Source organism: Paenibacillus sp. FSL P4-0113 (genome assembly GCF_038009305.1).
Lineage (GTDB): Bacteria > Bacillota > Bacilli > Paenibacillales > Paenibacillaceae > Paenibacillus > Paenibacillus polymyxa_D.
Genome location: NZ_JBBPAZ010000001.1, coordinates 1,364,419 through 1,381,732, shown reverse-complemented (window position 1 = coordinate 1,381,732; position 17,314 = coordinate 1,364,419). Strand labels below are relative to the sequence as shown.

The window sequence follows — 17,314 nt, the reverse complement described above, 5'->3', positions numbered from 1 at the left end:
GCAGCTGTTATAAGCTCTTCAAGAAAAAAAAGCCCCCAAATAGGGGCTTTTTTTGTTAACTATCAACATATTTTGTAAGCATGTGTTGTCCGATCAATATTATGAAATAGCGTCAGTCTCGACGATAACCTTCACCTGATGTACTGTTCGGTCCTCAGGTCCTTTAACAGGCAGGCCTACTTCTACATGATCAACAATATAATCAATATTGTCCTGCGAAATAACTTCTCCTGGCAGTAAGATCGGAATACCCGGTGGATACACATAAATGAATTCTGCAATAATGCGACCAGCAGATTCCTTGAAGGGCACGATTTCCGTATCTCCATAAAAAGCGTCTCTTGGAATGAGGGAGAGCTGAGGGATATCTGGTATCTTTACAACCAGCTCATGCTCCTGACCTGTGGAATAGTGCAGAGAAGCCAGCTCACGCAGAGCTTTCAACAAAATTTCAATTTCCTCTTTGGTATCCCCAGGGGTCACCAAACAAAGAATATTGTACATATCGCTAAGTTCAACCTCGATATTATAGTGATCTCTCAGCCAATTTTCCACATCGTATCCGGTAAGGCCCAAATGGCGGATATGAACCGTAATTTTGGTTGGATCATAATCGTAGGTAGCTTCCGTGCCGAGAATTTCACTACCAAAGCAATATAGCCCTTCAATCTTGTTAACCTCTGAGCGGCAATATTCAGCCAAATCAAGGGCGCGTTGTGCTATTTCATGACCGTTAAGGGCCAGATTACGTCGGGATGTGTCTAACGAAGCCAACAGAATATACGAAGTCGACGTTGTTGTCAGCATACTGAAAATCGTTTGTACACGCTGCGGATTAACGAATCCGTTTTTCGTATTTACATTCAGGATTGAGCTTTGAGTCAAGGAACCACCCAGCTTGTGAACGCTTGTAGCTGACATGTCTGCTCCCGCCTCCATGGCGGACATCGGTAGATCAGAGTGAAAATGAATCAGTACTCCATGAGCCTCATCGACCAGGACCGGCACATTATAGCTGTGAGCGAGATCTACAATTTCCTTCAAATCGGCGCACACACCGTAATATGTCGGGTTGATAACAAGGACGCCCTTGGCGTCAGGGTGGCGTTCCAATGCCCGGCGTACGGACTTGGTTGTAACCCCGTGGTGAATACCGAGATTCTCATCACTGACTGGAGAAATGAATACCGGCTTCGCACCAGCGAAGATAATGGCAGACATTATAGATTTGTGTATGTTTCGGGGTACAATAATTTTATCACCAGGCATGCAAATCGACATAATCATGGTGATGATGGCTCCGCTTGTCCCCTGTACACTGTAATACGTATAATCAGCTCCGAAGGCCTCTGCTGCAAGCTTTTGAGCTTCTTCGATGACGCCTGAAGGCTGATGCAGATCGTCCAATGGAGCGATGTTGATCATATCTATGGAAAAGGCATTATCCCCCATAAATTCGCGAAATTCCGAATCTGCTCCCACTCCCTTTTTATGACCTGGGATGTGAAATTGAACCGGGTTGCTCTGAGCATGCTTTTTCAAAGCAGTAAAAAGCGGGGTGTTGCTTTGATTCATTAGTGTTGTCACAACCTTTCGTGCAGGATTTCGACAATCCTGTGCAAGTGATAATAGAACAAAATTGAGTATAGCAGTTTAAAGTAGGAATGCAAGCGATTGAGGGCGCATTTATTTGCGAAAGAGTGGAGTAGGCGGAGAACCCGGTCTTTATAGCCAAAAAATGAAGGTGGAGGATGTGGATTAGATGAGACAAATAGGACGAAAAAAAGCTCCGCAGCGGTTGTGGGTTCCTTTCTTTACTAAATTATGGGTTTTGGTATTTCTGGTCGAATTTATGAAAGGATCACTTCTGGTATCCATCCTGCCGGTATATATGGGAGAAACGCTTGGTTTGTCGGCCGGGATTATTGGTTTGGCCTTTTCACTTCAGTATTTTGGAGACAACGCGTTTCGGGCACCGGCGGGCTGGATGGCTGAACGACTCGGCTACCGTGGAACGATGTCGACCGCGCTGTTGTTTACGCTTGTAGCGATTATTATGCTGAGCGTACTGACAGAGCCTGTGTGGCTCGTCGTCGCGTGTCTGCTGCTCGGTCTAGGTACTTCTCCGCTCTGGCCTTGTGTTATGACCGGAACGACTGAAATGTCCGGGCCTAATAACAGCAATGGCGCGGCGATGGGTACACTGGAAATTGCGTCTATGGGCGGAACGGGATTGGGCCCGCTCATTATGAACTTCGCCATATCCCACTATGGACATTCTTACGGCATGGTGTTCATGATGTTGATAGGATGCAGTATTGTGTTGTTGTTGGTTGCTCTGATGCTGCCAGGACCGAAAAGGTCTGCTGACAAAGATGACCTCAAACAGAGCGCTCTAGTGTCGTCTGATGGGTACATAAAGCAGAAGCGGGGGACTCTAAGGGGAATCCAAGAGACGATCGGCGTACTCAAAACAAAGCTTAACGTCAATCCGTTAATTTACCCGGCGCTGTTTTTGCAGTCTTTTGTTATCGGTTTGATCAGCCCAGTACTTACGCTATACGCTCGGACGGACCTTGGGATTTCACCGAACTTGTACAGCGTGCTCCTGATTGCAGGCGGTGGGGTGACTGTGCTGGCACTGATCCCTTGCGGCAAATTGGTCGACCGACTTGGAACGGAGTATTTTCTACATGTTGGCTTTTTGTTAGCCGGAATTACGCTGTTTTTCTTCTCAATCGTTCGATCTATTCCGCTGGTGTTTGTATCCGTAGCGCTTATTGGTTTGGGATATGCGCTCATTTTGCCTGCATGGAACACGTTTCTTGCCCGACTGATTCCGGAAAACGAGCGAGCAACGGTATGGGGCTTTTTTTTAACACTTCAAGGCTCCGGCATGGTTATAGGCCCGCTCGTTTCAGGAGTGCTATGGGACCGTGCTGGACACACAGCTCCATTTATCATCAGTGGGGTCGTGATGCTGCTCATGTTTGGCTGCCACTTGGCTCTGGCGCGGAATCCACGCAGGAAGACTGTGGAGGCCTGAACAGCGCCTTGAAAAGCAGCGAGGGCTACTCTTTTGAGAAAGACATTCGGTACAGCGGCAGCAAATGCTCAAAGGTGGAACGCACCGTCTGCAGCAATGCTGCTCCGTCACTGGCGAGAGGGTCATTACGATCAATACGGAGCCCACACATGACCTCGGCTTTTTTTACCTGTTGCAGCTTGTGGATGATCGTTTGAAACTCTTCAGTGTCCATGTGCTGCTGTTCTGTACCTTCTGGAGCCATATGATCCATGGACCAGTAAAAATGGCCCGGTATGTTAGAGCGCACATCGCTCAGGTTGGCTTCAAGCGCCTGGGCAAACGTTATTTTATTGGGACTTTCATAAATGACTGCGAATATGACGAAAATATGGGAAGCAAACATACCTACCTCGAAATGGGGCAACGCCTTATACCCGCGCTTATTTGCCGCCCAGGCTACCCATGTATCTATCGGGGGATTGACTTTGCGTCGTGCATGCTTGGCAACGTGAACATACATAGGCTCCCCACATAAGTCTGTTAGAAATGGAGCTAATTCCTCGCCAATCGCTTCCAGCTTGGGCCGAATCTGCTGAATCAGCACTTCCATACGAGGCTCCAACCCCGGTATTTCAAAAACATCGAAGTCCTTTGCAGTAAATCCACTAAATGTCATTCCTTTTCCTCCTGTAAATGGGTTAAGCCATGTCGTGTGGCGTAATATGTCCGATTATAGCATAATGTCAGCGGGCTTGACCGACTTTAGGCCAGGCTCGGTACAAGCATATAAGGCAAAAGTAGGATTGTGCGCTGTTACTCATAAAAATAGGTCAAATAACCAAGTACCCTTACATAAAATGAAGTATAAAATAGAGCAAGGGAAGATCAAGCGGGAAAGCCGCAGGCTTGCTGTAGCCGGACTTCTTGAATCGGACTTGAAAAAGGAGGGAATGCCGTGAACAAGGGCTGTGAGGTAGAATATTGCAATCTAGAGCTCCGGTTTAGCCGTCGGCATATCCATAATCTGATCAAGGATTTGATATCGGAAGGGTATTCGCTGTACTGGAGCGAGGATGAGTCGTATCTGGTTTTGTCGGTGAGAACCGGGCGCAAGCTGGTGAAGCTCCGTTTTCAACAATTGCGCACAGGACACTACAAGCTGGCTGGAGATTATGTAATTCGCGATGCCAAGCTGGCTGAGTGGCTGGAGAAGCTGATTGGAAGCACCCGGGGCCATGCCATTGTCAAAAGAGTCAAGGACCATCATATTTTAGTAGAAAATATTTTGTTTGGTGAGGTCATTCGTCTGGTCGAGGTTACAGGCTTTAAGCAGCGTGTTATTTATCAGAAGGGACCGGTGCTGTCAGCACAGGAAATGGAGGATATGTACGCTTCCAATGAAGGAGAAACCCGACTGCTGCTGCTTAAAATGGAAGTGGACGATGCATTGGAGAAGCTGTTCACAGCGATGACAGATGGAGATAAGGCTGAAATCGGGAATTGCCATGAGCGCCTGCAAACGCTATCCCACCAACTGCTGATGATGGAAGCGTAGTACATCTGAACACCTCATGTAAATGGGGTGTTTTCATCTGTGAATAGACAGGGGTTCACTTCTTACACCAAAAACGTTAAAATAGAAGTGCACGTATTCCGATTCACATAAAGTGTAATGCGGTAAAGCGGCGATATAGAAGACAAAATATGTTGCAAAGGATGAGGAACCAGATGGCAAAACAGCAAATTGGTGTGATCGGCCTGGCGGTAATGGGTAAGAATTTAGCCCTTAATATTGAGAGCAGAGGCTTCACTGTCTCGGTTTTTAATCGTTCTCCAGAAAAAACGCACGATCTTATCAAAGAAGCAGAAGGTAAAAAACTGACGGGTACTTTCTCCATTGAAGAATTTGTGAACTCATTGGAATCGCCCCGTAAAATCCTGATCATGGTTCAAGCTGGTAAAGCTACAGATGCCACGATTGAACAGCTTGTGCCTCATCTGGACAAGGGCGACATTATTATAGACGGAGGCAATGCCTACTTCCCTGATACACAGCGCCGCAGCAAGGAGCTGGAGGAAAAAGGACTTCGCTTTATTGGTACAGGCGTGTCCGGTGGTGAAGAAGGTGCCTTGAATGGTCCTGCGATCATGCCGGGTGGACAAGAAAGTGCCTATAAACTGGTAGAGCCGATTCTAACGGCAATCTCTGCTAAAGTGGAAGGCGACCCATGCTGTACATATATCGGTCCCGACGGTGCTGGTCACTATGTAAAAATGGTGCATAACGGTATCGAATACGGTGACATGCAATTGATCGGTGAAGCGTATCACCTGTTAAAATCAGTCCTAAACGTGAATGCAGAAGAGCTGCATGAAATCTTCACGGAATGGAATAAAGGGGAACTGGACAGCTACCTGATCGAAATTACAGCTGACATCTTCTCCCAGTACGATGCTGAAACAGGCAAGCCAATGGTAGATGTTATCTTGGATGCTGCAGGTCAAAAAGGTACAGGTAAATGGACAAGCCAAAGCGCTTTGGATCTGGGTGTGCCATTGTCCATGATTACTGAATCTGTATTTTCCCGCTTCTTGTCTGCTATGAAAGACGAGCGCATTGCGGCAAGCAAAGTGCTGAGCGGTCCTAATGCTGAGTCCTTCAGTGGCGACAAGAAAGAATTTATCGAAAGCGTACGTAAAGCACTGTTTGCAAGTAAAATTGTGTCCTATGCTCAAGGTTTTGCTCAAATGCGTGCAGCTTCCGATGAATATGATTGGGATTTGAAATACGGAAAAATTGCTATGATCTTCCGCGGCGGTTGCATTATCCGCTCGCAATTCCTGCAAAATATCAAGGATGCATATGACCGCGATCCTGCCTTGAAAAACCTGTTGCTGGATTCTTACTTCAAAAATGTAGTTGAAACGTATCAAGATGCATGGCGTCAAGTGATTTCCGTGGCTGTATCCCAAGGTATTCCAGTGCCTGGTTTCTCCAGCGCGCTTGCATACTATGACAGCTACCGCACTGAGCGTTTGCCAGCAAATCTGTTGCAAGCACAACGTGACTACTTTGGTGCCCATACGTTCAAACGTGTGGACAAAGAAGGCGTATTCCATCATCAATGGTTCTAATGAACGGATGGATATGCATGAATAGCATTATGTAGTACAACGGAAGCTTTTTTGCCCTATGGGTAGAAGAAGCTTCCGTTTTTTAATTTATAATTATGGATACGATTATGATGGCAGTAGAGGATTGTGTAATCTTTTGACGCTATGGTATGATAGGGACAAAATATTTTAATGCATTACCGCGTCTAAGCTTTGAGTTAAAACAAAAGAGACGGGAAGGTTCCCGTCTCTTTTGTGAAGTAGGTATTCTATTGCTCCTGTGACCATTGCAGCATGCCGCCAGTCATGTTAGTACAGCCTTCATAACCTAGCTGCTGTAGATATTCGCAGGCTCGTTCACTGCGATAACCGCTCCGGCAAATAAAGATAATTTCACCGGTGCGTTCAATTTCTTCAAGACGACCCGGAAGCTGTCCGAGCGGAATGTGCTTGGCACCTTCAATCATGCCTTCCGCTACTTCTTCCGCTTCGCGGACGTCAATTAGTTGCAATTGCTCTCCTGCTTGCAGACGTGCGCGCAACTCAGAAGGTTCAATCAGGGCGATTTGCGTCATGGCCGGACCTCTTTTCTGATATATAATGGGTGCTACGTATGTTTTTGGCGTGTGCAAAATGTCACACACACTCTATGTATGATAGCTAAGCTATCTCTTGGATGTCAATCGGCTTAATCTTGAAGGCGGGTATAGATTAATTAACCGACGGGATTCACTCGGGCGACCTAGATTAATATTTCTTATTTTTTTGGGTGGAGAAATGAATGCTACAACTTGTATAATTAACGTATAATAGGATGGTTGAACCGAAAAGGAGCATGTACATTATGGATGTTATCGTTAGACCTACCCCTTCCTTGCAAGGAGAGATTGGGGCCCTGTCCTCTAAAAACTACACTACTCGTTATCTGCTCACTGCGGCACTTGCTGAGGGACAAAGTACCATTTATTATCCTGCCCATAGTGAAGACAGTGATGCTATGCGTCGTTGTATCGCCGATCTGGGTGCAGTACTGGAAGAGGATGATGAAAAAATAGTTATTACAGGTTTTGGTAGCCATCCTCAAGCTGTGAAGGAATTGAATGTGGGAAATGCAGGAGCGGTGCTCCGTTTTTTGATGGGTATTGCATCTCTATGTCCGGATGTTACATTTGTTAATACATATCCCGACTCATTGGGCAAAAGACCACATGATGATCTAATCGATGCACTGGGGCAATTGGGTGTGAAAGTAGACCATCGTGAAGGTAAGTTGCCAATTCGTATTCAGGGTGGTCAGGCGAAAGGCGGTAAAATTCAGGTGTCCGGCTCGGTTAGCTCACAATATTTGAGCGCCCTGCTATTCCTTACGCCTTTACTGGAGGAAGACAGTGAAATCGAAGTGCTGCATGATTTGAAATCCAAGGTGGTCATTGGGCAGACTCTGGAGGTATTGCAAGAGGCTGGTATTATCATTCATGCAAGCGATGATTACATGTTTTTCCGTGTCCCGGGACGGCAATCCTATCAGCCACGTACGTATACGGTACAGGGAGACTATCCAGGGAGTGCAGCGGTGCTGGCGGCTGCTGCAGTAACGAATTCCGATGTTACCATCCATCGTCTTAAGGAGCAGAGCAAACAGGGAGAACGCGCTATCGTAGATGTGCTGCGCATGATGGAAGTACCACTGACACATGAGAACGATACCGTCGTTGTGAAGGGCAATGGTCGATTGAAAGCAGTCGAATTTGACGGTGATGCTGCAACAGACGCTGTGCTTGCAATGGTGGCTGCGGCTGTATTTGCTGAAGGCACGTCCCGTTTTTATAACGTGGAAAATTTACGATATAAGGAATGTGACCGCATTACCGATTATTTGAATGAGCTGACCAAGGCTGGAGCTCAGGTAGAAGAACGCCAAGCGGAAATTATCGTACATGGCAGACCGGAGGGTGTCGAAGGTGGCGTGGAAATTAATGCGCATTTTGATCACCGTGTTATTATGGCCTTGACGATTGTTGGTTTGCGCGCACAGAAGCCGTTAGTGATTAAGGACGCACATCATGTCGCCAAATCGTATCCGCAGTATTTTGACCATCTAACGACGCTTGGTGCTTCTGTAGAATGGGTAAAATAAAAACAAACGAAGATGCGAATAGGAGGGAACAGGATGGCTTTTGAAAATCCGTCGAGAGAAGAGATTAAAACCATTTTGGAACAAGTAGGCAATATAGCGGTTGTTGGTTTGTCTGATAAATCAGATCGAACTTCTTATATGGTTTCTTATGCCATGCAGAAGCGGGGATACCGGATTATTCCGGTTAACCCTGCAGCGGCAGGGCAAACGATCCTTGGGGAGACTTGTTATGCCAGTCTTGCTGAAGTACCTGAGCCTGTGGAGCTGGTCAATGTATTCCGCCGCAGTGAATACTGTGCAGAGGTTGCGCGTGAAGCAGCTGCTATTGGAGCTAAGGTTTTGTGGCTTCAACAGGGAATTATAAGCCAGGAAGCCGCTGACATTGCGCAGGAGCATGGAATGACGGTTATTATGGACCGTTGCATTAAGGTGGAGGACTCAGTGACCCAGGCTGTGCGTAAAGGATAAACATGGATCAGTAATCTGTGCTATACGCAGATGAATAAAAACCTTCTTCCCTTGCTTCACAGGGTTGAAGGTTTTTGGTGCGAAATGAGGAATATGGTACAGTATATTATCCTCTCAGGAATTCATATAATGTATGTATGCCTTGTTGATGAAATGGATCTAAACGGATTCATAGTGTTATCTTGTGATGATAAAGCTTTGGACCTGTAGTAGCGTAAATAAATATTTTGGCAGATGGAATCATTGCTTTGACAAAAGTATTTATTCGGCTTACCATCAGGGATAGAAAGGAGAGGAATGCCATGAATTGGCTCGGATCCTTACAACAGCTCGGTCGTGCTGTCATGCTCCCGACGATGGTGCTACCAGCCGCTGCAATATTGCTAAGTCTCGGCAGCCTTCCTTGGTCGACATGGGGATTCCCCATGGTGTCTGATATGGCAAATGCGGCGGGACACGGGATTTTTTATTTTTTGCCATATTTATTTGCGGTTGGTGTTGCCCTGGGTATGTCGAATCAGGCAGGTCAGGCGGGACTGGCAGCATTGGCTGGTATGGCTATATACGATCAGGTCACATTGAGATTTGGAAACGGACTCATTCAACCGGCGACGCTCATTGGTATCATTTTGGGGGTCATTTCAGGGGTGGCCTATAATCGCTTCAAAAGCATCAAATTGCCCGAGGTGCTTCAATTTTTTGGAGGTACCCGATTTGTTCTGCTGCTTATTGGCCTCTTCTCGGCTGTGTTTGCAGGACTCATGCTAATTATTGCCCCACTCATACAGAGAGGGCTGCAATTTATAGTAGGTTTGGAATCGAGCTTGGGCGGCTTTGGACTGTTTATCTACGGTATTCTATACCGACTACTGGCGGCCTTTGGTCTTCACCATCTGCTTAATAATATTTTTTGGTTTCAACTGGGTACATATAAAACGCCGTCTGGTAACGTTGTGCAGGGAGATTTACCCCGGTTTTTTGCTGGCGATCCGACAGCGGGCTATTTCATGTCCGGGTTGTTCCCCATTATGATGTTTGCGATCCCTGCCATTGCGCTGGCGATCATTCAGGAAGCGCGTGAAGATTTGAAGCCAAAGGTGCAAAAAACATTTTTGACAGCTGCGCTTGTTTGCTTTTTTACTGGAGTGTCGGAACAGATTGAGTTTGCCTTTTTGTTTGCTGCTCCTTATTTGTTCCTCGTGCATGCAGTTATGTCTGGGCTGGCCATGTGGCTTACCTTTGAGCTGGATATTCATCACGGATTTTCCTATTCGGCGGGTTTTATAGATTATGTCCTTAATTTTCATCTCTCACATAACGCCTGGTTGTTAATTCCAGTGGGAGTCGCGTACGGGCTTGTGTATTATGTACTGTTTCGATGGGCTATCCGGCGGTTCCGTATTCCAACTCCTGGACGCGAGGAAGGTTCGGTTCTGGAGGATTGGGCCGGCAATATTCCTTATAGTGCTCCGCTTATTTTGGAAGCACTTGGCGGGAAGGAAAATATTGTGCAAGTAGAGGCCTGCATCACACGTTTGCGGCTGACCGTCCACAATGACAGGCTGATTGATACCGGAGCGATGAAGGCTTTGGGATCGGCTGGGCTTATCAATCTGGGTGGGGGTAATTTGCAGGTTGTATTCGGAACGTATTCAGAACTGATTCGTGAGGAAATCGCGAAGCTGATGGAGCGTGATCTCCCTCAAATTTTGTTCAACGCTCCTGTACATGGAAAAATGCTACCGATTCATGAAGTGCCTGACAAAATTTTTGCGACGAAGCTGGTTGGGGACGGTGTTGCTTTTGTTCCTGAACGCGGTGAACTTGTTTCTCCGGTGTATGGTACTGTGATGCATTTGTATCCGACCATGCACGCTTTAGGCATCTCCACACGAGAAGGACTTGAAGTTCTACTTCACATCGGGATTGATACTTCACAGCTAAAAGGGAATTTTACTGCTATGGTAGAAGCAGGCGATACGGTGGAACCGGGGCAATTGCTGATCAAATTTGATTTGCAGGCGCTACGAGAGCAAGCTCCATCGCTGGTGACTCCTATGGTCATCACGAATCCGGATCGCGTCAAGTCGTGGAGCTTTGCTCCGTTTAAAACAGTAAAAAAAGGTCAGGCCTCGGTAATGTCCGTTGTGCTGCATGACAGGAATGTTGGAGGGGTAGAAACATGATAGAAGGCATCGGCGCCGCAGCAGGTGTGGCAATCGGGAAGGCATTTGTCCTGCCGAGCTGGGAGTGGGATTTACCTGATCAAAAAATGGATGCGGTAGATCTTGCAAAGGAATTTGAACGTTTGTATGAAGGGATACGCACATCCAAAAGTGAAATCCAGTTTATTAAGGATGAGTTTCGAGAGATGGTGGGGCCAGAAGAATCCAGCATCTTTGATGCTCATCTTGCGATATTGGAAGATCCGGAATTCATGAATGAAATTCGTGGAATTATTGAGCGTCAGTACAAGGCGGCCGAGGTGGCCGTGAAGGAAGCCATTGATCATTTTGTGACAATGTTTGATTTACTGGACGATGAATATATGAAGGAGCGGGCAATCGATATCAAAGATGTGGGGAACCGGCTGCTCAAGCATTTGCTGGGTGCACCGGAGGTGACTCTTCCCAAGGACACACAGCCCTATATTCTGGTAGCCAAGGAGCTCTCACCCTCCCAGTCGGCACACTTGAATCCTAGCTATGTTTTAGGGATTGTAACTATGAATGGTGGTAAAACTTCGCATTCTGCGATCATGGCCCGTGCACTTGGGATTCCACTCGTTTCAGGACTGGAGAGCAATCTGAATTTGCCCGTTCAAACGGGAGACATAATGGTTGTGGACGGAGACCTGGGCAAAGTTTATGTGAATCCGGAAAAAACGGTAACTGATCATTATAAAATTTTGCGCGACGAGCAACGACGTAGAAAAGAGCAGCTTCAGGTACTTGCTTCTGTAGATGCCGTGACTAAGGATGGAACCACCCTGAGGCTGGCGGCCAATATTAGTTCGATTAAAGAGCTGGAGGCAGCTTTGAAGCATGGCGCTCAAGGTGTAGGACTGTTCCGCACGGAATTTTTATACATGGATCGCAAATCTGCTCCAGATGAAGAGGAACAGTATGAAGTATATCGGCTGATAGCAGAAAAGGCAGGAAACCACTCTGTGGTCATCCGTACCTTGGATATCGGTGGAGATAAGCCGTTGGACTATCTTCAACTACCAGAGGAAGAAAATCCTTTTCTGGGTTACCGTGCTATACGGATCAGTCTGGATTGGAAAGAATTGTTTAAAACCCAGTTGACTGCAATTTTGCGAGCCAGTGCAACGGGAAATATCAAGGTAATGTATCCGATGATCTCATCTGTAGAGGAGGTCCGCCAGGCAGATGCTCTTTTGAAGGAGGCTATGGCGGATTTGGATGCAAGAGGGCTTGCCTATAATCCGAACATTCAGCGAGGAATTATGATTGAGGTACCGGCTGCAGCGATGATCGCTGATTTATTGGCAGCTGAAACCAATTTTTTTAGTATCGGAACGAATGATCTGGTTCAATATGTGCTGGCTGTAGACCGTATGAATGAGCAGATTGCACATATGTACCATCCATACCATCCAGCTGTACTTCGAATGCTGCGCATGACTGCACAAGCGGCACATCAAGCAGGAATTGATGTGAGTGTATGTGGTGAGATGGCTGGAGATGAACGGTCCGTTCCGCTTTGGCTGGAACTGGGGATTCATCAACTCAGCATGTCTCCCCAATCTTTATTGCGGGTCAAGCATCGTGTGCTGAATACGACTGCATCTGAGGCAACGACGGTCGCTCAGGTTTGCTTTGGCATGTCCACTGGTGCAGCGATTGAAGACAAGCTGACTGCAGCTAATGTCAGCTGCACTCCGGCCGGGCCTGGACGGCAGTAATATGTAATGTCCGCAAAGCTTCGCAATTAGCATACACTTTTGGGGGGAGCCAAAAACTCCATACTGTTAGACTTGTCGTGACAAACCTTAATGGCGTAGCATGGTTTGGACGAAAAAGAACCTTCAAAACCACCTCATTCATGGTTTTGAAGGTTCTTTTTTCATCTTGTTGACAGTCTGTTGTGATTACGGTTTAGGTGTTATCTGCTAACAAATCGCAGAACGCTTTTCCGTAAGGTGGAAGATCGGGCGGCCGACGAGCAGAAACAATATGCCCATCCGTCACAACAGCTTCATCCTTCCAGGTAGCTCCTGCATTTTCCATATCATCACGAATACCTGGTGTGGAAGTTACCGTAACACCATCCAAAATTTTAGCAGAAATCAGTACCCAGCCTGCATGACAGATTTGTCCAATCGGCTTATGAGCAGCATGAAACTCCTGTACGAGTTGAATTACTTTGGGATAGCGGCGCAGTTTATCAGGTGCCCAACCGCCAGGGACGAGAATCCCGTCATAATCACTGCTATTCAGTTCCTCAAAGGCATATTCCGCTTCAGCAGGTACGCCATATTTTCCAATATATTTTTTACCCTTTTCCGCACCGGCTAAATGCACTTCTGCACCTTCTTCACGAACACGGTAAATTGGATACCACAGCTCCAGATCCTCGAATTCCTCATCCACTAGGGCGATAACCTTTTTTCCGGCAAGTCTTGACATCCAACCATCCTTTCGTGCGTCACATGATGACACCTCTGTTTTGTAATCTGTACTTTTACATCTTAAGAAAAAGAACGCCCGAAGTCCATTCCTTCGCAGATTCTTATGTTAGTAGTCTGCTCTTTGACGGCAATTGTCGTCATTTTCTGACCCGCCAAAGCTTTGGTAATTTGTTCATAGCTGCAACGTGTGGAAGGATTTGAAGTCCCAAAGTCGAAATAAAACAAGGTATGATAGATTTAATGGAGTTAACAAATATTTATTAGACTAGTAGATAGATATATTTGGATTCTGATGAGATCCTCGTATAGTTTGATCCTACGTAATGAGGTGGTTAAATGCATAAGCAATGTCAATGTGGCAAACCGATGGGACTGGAACTGCGAAAGGTAATCTATGCGGACAAGGTTGAAATTTTGCACGTCCCTGTATTCTCATGCTCGTCATGCTTTTCCAGTGAGGTTTTGCAGCATGTGACGAAGGACATTAAGGCACTATTACAAAGTCTAGGGAGCAAACCTACGGCGCGGAGAATTTCTTTTGCTCGCAACAATGAACTGGCAGAAATCATTCGCAAGCTTGTACTGGAGGAAGCGGACAATCCCAATGTAGATTGGCAATCTGCTTTGGAGGAGCGGATGGAGCTTCGAATTAATCTCTTACTGGATCTTTATCGCTATGCGAGAAGTCTGGGAGACGAAGATTGGATGAATGATGTAGAGAAAAAATTGGTCCAATTATCCGGTTTTACCAGTGAATCGGTATTTACAAATACAAAAAACTAAAAAATATGAAAATTTTCATGGTCACCATTGGATTTTACATGTTCTTTTTGTTACGATGGGAATAGGCCATACGACAAGACACAGAAAGGAATGTATATCCAATGGCGACGATGACAAAAATGACTACTGTTCAACAATTAGATACGGCTCTGGAAGCGTCATCAGACAAGCCGTTGCTTCTCTTTAAACATAGCACACGTTGTCCGATAAGTGCAGGCGCATATCAGGAAGTGGAGTCCTATTTGCATGACGCTCCCAACGAAAATATTGAATACGGTATCATTTATGTAGTAGAAGATCGGCCGGTGTCCAATGAAACCGCGGACAGGCTTCAGGTGAAGCATGAATCCCCGCAGGCCATTTTAATCAAGGGCGGAGAAGCTGTTTGGCATACATCCCATTCGAATATTACAGCCCGTGCACTCCACGATCATCTCACATAGATAGAATGTGTGCTGTCGTTGCATAAAGTAGTATTTTGTCGTATCATGGTTCTAATTAGTTGATCTAGGATTCGGTTGAAAATTTATTGGCAATGGAGAGAAGGAATGTGACGGTAACGATCTATGATGTAGCTCGCGAAGCTGGTGTCTCAATGGCCACAGTGTCCCGCGTAGTTAACAATAATCCTAATGTGAAACCTCAGACCCGCAAGAAAGTGTACGAAGCGATTGAACAATTGGGATATCGCCCAAATGCGGTCGCTAGAGGTCTGGCCAGCAAGAAGACAACGACCGTCGGCGTGGTTATACCGGATATATCGAACTCAATTTTTGCAGAAATTGCACGCGGTATTGAGGATATAGCGAATATGTATCACTATAATATTATTTTGTGTAATGCCGACAAGCGAAAAGAAAAAGAGATTCGTGTCATCAACACATTGCTTGAAAAGCAAGTGGATGGTCTTCTGTTCATGGGTGGTACAGTAACGGACGAGCATATTCAGGCGTTCCATACAGCTGCGGTCCCTATCGTTCTATGTGCAACGAGTGATGAAAAAGGAAGCTATCCTTCGGTCGATATTGACCATGAAGCGGCTGCTTTTGATGCAGTAAACACGTTGATCCGCCATGGACACCGTCAAATCGCAATGATCAGTGGTACGCTTCAAGACCCTGCAAACGGTTATGCACGTTTCCAAGGTTACAAGAGAGCATTGGAAGCAGCCGGAATTGATTATCAGGAGGATCTGGTGCGAATCGGGAACTACCGTTATGAATCTGGTGTTGAAGCCATGAAATATTTTCTCGGCCTGAAGAAGAAGCCAAGTGCGATTTTTGCTGCAACGGATGAAATGGCAATTGGTGCGATCCATAGTATTCAAGATGAGGGATTGAAAGTTCCTGATGATTTTTCGGTAATCAGTGTTGATAATATTCGTATGGCCTCTATGGTTCGTCCTCAGCTGACAACCGTCGCGCAACCGATGTACGATTTGGGTGCGGTAGCGATGCGTTTGCTGACCAAGCTGATGAAAAAGGAAAACGTGGAGAACCCTCGCGTTATTTTGCCGCATGAAACTATTTTGCGGTTGTCAGTTAATTATTTAGACTAGACGCAGTGCTGAATAGGATATACCTTCGATGAAAGCTCCTTTGATGGAGCTTTTTTCGTGGATATAAAGCTTCTTCTGGACATCATCATCAAACTAAGAATAGAGGGATGCGTAATGAGCCGACTTTATGGATTAATGGGTGCTATGGATGAAGAGATTGAATTGCTGCTGGCAGCGATGACGGAAGCGAGTAAGACGGTCAAGGCTGGAATCACTTACACTACAGGAATCATTCACGGGCAAAGAGTCGTCGTCTGTAAATCCGGTGTAGGCAAGGTTAATGCGGCGGTAACAACACAAATCCTGATTGATCATTTTGGTGTAGAACAGATTATATTCACGGGAGTGGCAGGGGCGGTTCATCCTGATTTAAACATTGGAGATATTGTCATCTCATCAACATGTATGCAGCATGATATGGATGTAACGCCTTTGGGTTATGCCAGAGGGGTCATTCCTTATCAGGACACCTCAGAGTTTGTGGCTGATCCCGAGCTTGTAAGTCTAGCTGAGCAAGCCTGCAAATCGTTTGGCGATCGGTATATTGTCGGCAAGGTACTTTCTGGCGATCAATTTGTTGCACATCGTGAGTTAGTGACTGCATTGCATCAGGAAATGGACGGCGCTTGTACCGAAATGGAGGGTGCGGCTGTGGCTCAGACAGCTCATATGAACGCTGTGCCTTATGTTGTACTACGATCTATGTCAGATAAGGCTGATGGATCGGCCCACGTTAATTATGCTGAATTTACGGTAGAAGCTTCACATCGTTCGCATCGTATTGTGGAGTTCATGCTCAAGCATTTGGGCTAATGGTATAATTTTTTTAATACATGAATCTTCGGACAAATCGGATATGGTCAAACTGCTCTTGTGATGCGAGGGGCACATCCTTTCCCATTCGTACCATCAGACAGTTAGCAGGATGTGAGCATATTTCAGGATCATCCGTGGCGTACCAGACCATATCTACAGTTTTCATTAGACGCTCCATCATGCGGCGGTATTCCCATACGGAGAGACCGCTGCCTTTTAAATCCCAATGCCAATAGTATTCGGTCGTAAAAATAATATAGGATTCAAGCTGTCCATCCTCAAAGGCAATCCGAATCATTCGGCTACCCAGGCCCAGACCACGATAGTCATTGGCTACCTCAACAGCTCCGAGTTCCAGTAAATCCTTCATGCCAGCTTCCGACCAGCGCTCCATCTCATCTGGGTAATGAAAAGTAACATATCCCAAAAGGGTTTCCCCGTTGTGGGCAATGATAATTCTGCCTTCTGGCAGTTCCGAAATATCCACCAACGCGTCGAATTGCTCCCTTGGTTTGCGAAAGGCATCTAATTGCTTGTGCATTTGAAATGAACGCAGTTGATCCGCAGATACGGGGCCTTCTACATAGATTGTTTGTCCGTTATGATCCAGCGTATCCGAGTGGTACAGTTTTAAATGCTGCATACGTACGCCCTCCTTGTTCGCCATGAGCTCGTTCCTCATATCCCATACTTATAGCAAAAAAACAATTAAATGAAAAGGATGGTCGTCACATCGTGACCTATGATATACTGTTT

At 46.1% G+C, this 17,314-nt stretch carries 16 protein-coding genes; 11 read left to right on the top strand and 5 right to left on the bottom strand.

Annotated elements, in window-relative coordinates; genetic code table 11:
• Positions 1-99: 99 nt before the first annotated feature.
• Positions 100-1,575, bottom strand: coding sequence for an aminotransferase class I/II-fold pyridoxal phosphate-dependent enzyme (locus tag MKX46_RS05610; protein WP_029517663.1), 1,476 nt, complete (start codon positions 1,573-1,575; stop codon positions 100-102).
• A gap of 187 nt (positions 1,576-1,762) precedes the next feature.
• Here MKX46_RS05610 and MKX46_RS05605 point away from each other — a divergent pair, with 187 nt between their 5' ends.
• Positions 1,763-3,046 carry an MFS transporter gene (locus MKX46_RS05605; RefSeq protein ID WP_165150293.1) on the top strand — a complete coding sequence of 428 codons (1,284 nt, stop codon included), beginning with the start codon at positions 1,763-1,765 and terminating at the stop codon, positions 3,044-3,046.
• Between the two features lie 25 nt (positions 3,047-3,071).
• Here MKX46_RS05605 and MKX46_RS05600 read toward each other — a convergent pair whose 3' ends face one another.
• Positions 3,072-3,704, bottom strand: coding sequence for a YktB family protein (locus MKX46_RS05600; protein ID WP_165150291.1), 633 nt, complete (start codon positions 3,702-3,704; stop codon positions 3,072-3,074).
• Positions 3,705-3,983: 279 nt separating this feature from the next.
• On the opposite strand from MKX46_RS05600, the gene MKX46_RS05595 reads away from it, so the two are divergent.
• Positions 3,984-4,583 carry a hypothetical protein gene (locus MKX46_RS05595; RefSeq protein ID WP_039270817.1) on the top strand — a complete coding sequence of 200 codons (600 nt, stop codon included), beginning with the start codon at positions 3,984-3,986 and terminating at the stop codon, positions 4,581-4,583.
• 173 nt (positions 4,584-4,756) lie between these two features.
• A complete protein-coding gene (gndA, locus tag MKX46_RS05590) occupies positions 4,757-6,163 on the top strand; it encodes an NADP-dependent phosphogluconate dehydrogenase (RefSeq protein ID WP_013310934.1) in 1,407 nt (468 codons plus the stop codon).
• A 248-nt stretch (positions 6,164-6,411) separates the two neighbouring features.
• On the opposite strand, the gene MKX46_RS05585 is transcribed toward gndA, so the two are convergent.
• The gene (locus tag MKX46_RS05585) at positions 6,412-6,717 is read right to left on the bottom strand and encodes a rhodanese-like domain-containing protein (RefSeq protein WP_010345522.1); all 306 of its coding nucleotides are present in this window, start codon (positions 6,715-6,717) and stop codon (positions 6,412-6,414) included.
• 269 nt (positions 6,718-6,986) lie between these two features.
• Here MKX46_RS05585 and aroA point away from each other — a divergent pair, with 269 nt between their 5' ends.
• The 4 genes from aroA to ptsP all read left to right on the top strand — a co-directional run bounded on the left by aroA (position 6,987) and on the right by ptsP (position 12,675).
• Entirely contained in the window at positions 6,987-8,279 is a 1,293-nt protein-coding gene (aroA, locus tag MKX46_RS05580; protein ID WP_165150279.1) for a 3-phosphoshikimate 1-carboxyvinyltransferase, read from the top strand.
• Between the two features lie 33 nt (positions 8,280-8,312).
• Positions 8,313-8,747, top strand: a complete 435-nt coding sequence (locus tag MKX46_RS05575; RefSeq protein WP_029517656.1) for a CoA-binding protein — start codon at positions 8,313-8,315, stop codon at positions 8,745-8,747.
• A 302-nt stretch (positions 8,748-9,049) separates the two neighbouring features.
• The gene (locus MKX46_RS05570) at positions 9,050-10,933 is read left to right on the top strand and encodes a glucose PTS transporter subunit IIA (protein WP_023989337.1); all 1,884 of its coding nucleotides are present in this window, start codon (positions 9,050-9,052) and stop codon (positions 10,931-10,933) included.
• Positions 10,930-12,675 (top strand): phosphoenolpyruvate--protein phosphotransferase, encoded by a 1,746-nt coding sequence (gene ptsP, locus MKX46_RS05565; protein WP_341070978.1) that lies wholly within the window; start codon positions 10,930-10,932, stop codon positions 12,673-12,675. The genes MKX46_RS05570 and ptsP overlap by 4 nt, the downstream gene beginning before the upstream one ends.
• Before the next feature lie 193 nt (positions 12,676-12,868).
• Here ptsP and MKX46_RS05560 read toward each other — a convergent pair whose 3' ends face one another.
• Positions 12,869-13,399: a type 1 glutamine amidotransferase domain-containing protein gene (locus tag MKX46_RS05560; RefSeq protein ID WP_029517654.1), complete on the bottom strand. Its 531-nt coding sequence runs from the start codon at positions 13,397-13,399 to the stop codon at positions 12,869-12,871.
• 338 nt (positions 13,400-13,737) lie between these two features.
• Between MKX46_RS05560 and MKX46_RS05555 the strand changes: the two genes are divergently transcribed.
• The 4 genes from MKX46_RS05555 (at position 13,738) to MKX46_RS05540 (ending at position 16,555) form a co-directional block, all read left to right on the top strand.
• A complete protein-coding gene (locus MKX46_RS05555) occupies positions 13,738-14,184 on the top strand; it encodes a hypothetical protein (RefSeq protein ID WP_029517653.1) in 447 nt (148 codons plus the stop codon).
• Between the two features lie 101 nt (positions 14,185-14,285).
• Entirely contained in the window at positions 14,286-14,627 is a 342-nt protein-coding gene (ytxJ, locus tag MKX46_RS05550) for a bacillithiol system redox-active protein YtxJ (RefSeq protein WP_069010576.1), read from the top strand.
• A 107-nt stretch (positions 14,628-14,734) separates the two neighbouring features.
• Positions 14,735-15,742, top strand: a complete 1,008-nt coding sequence (ccpA, locus tag MKX46_RS05545; RefSeq protein ID WP_029517652.1) for a catabolite control protein A — start codon at positions 14,735-14,737, stop codon at positions 15,740-15,742.
• 114 nt (positions 15,743-15,856) lie between these two features.
• Entirely contained in the window at positions 15,857-16,555 is a 699-nt protein-coding gene (locus MKX46_RS05540; protein WP_029517651.1) for a 5'-methylthioadenosine/adenosylhomocysteine nucleosidase, read from the top strand.
• 13 nt (positions 16,556-16,568) lie between these two features.
• Here the strand turns inward: MKX46_RS05540 and MKX46_RS05535 are convergent, their stop codons facing one another.
• Positions 16,569-17,201: a GNAT family N-acetyltransferase gene (locus MKX46_RS05535; protein ID WP_209949559.1), complete on the bottom strand. Its 633-nt coding sequence runs from the start codon at positions 17,199-17,201 to the stop codon at positions 16,569-16,571.
• Positions 17,202-17,314: the final 113 nt, after the last annotated feature.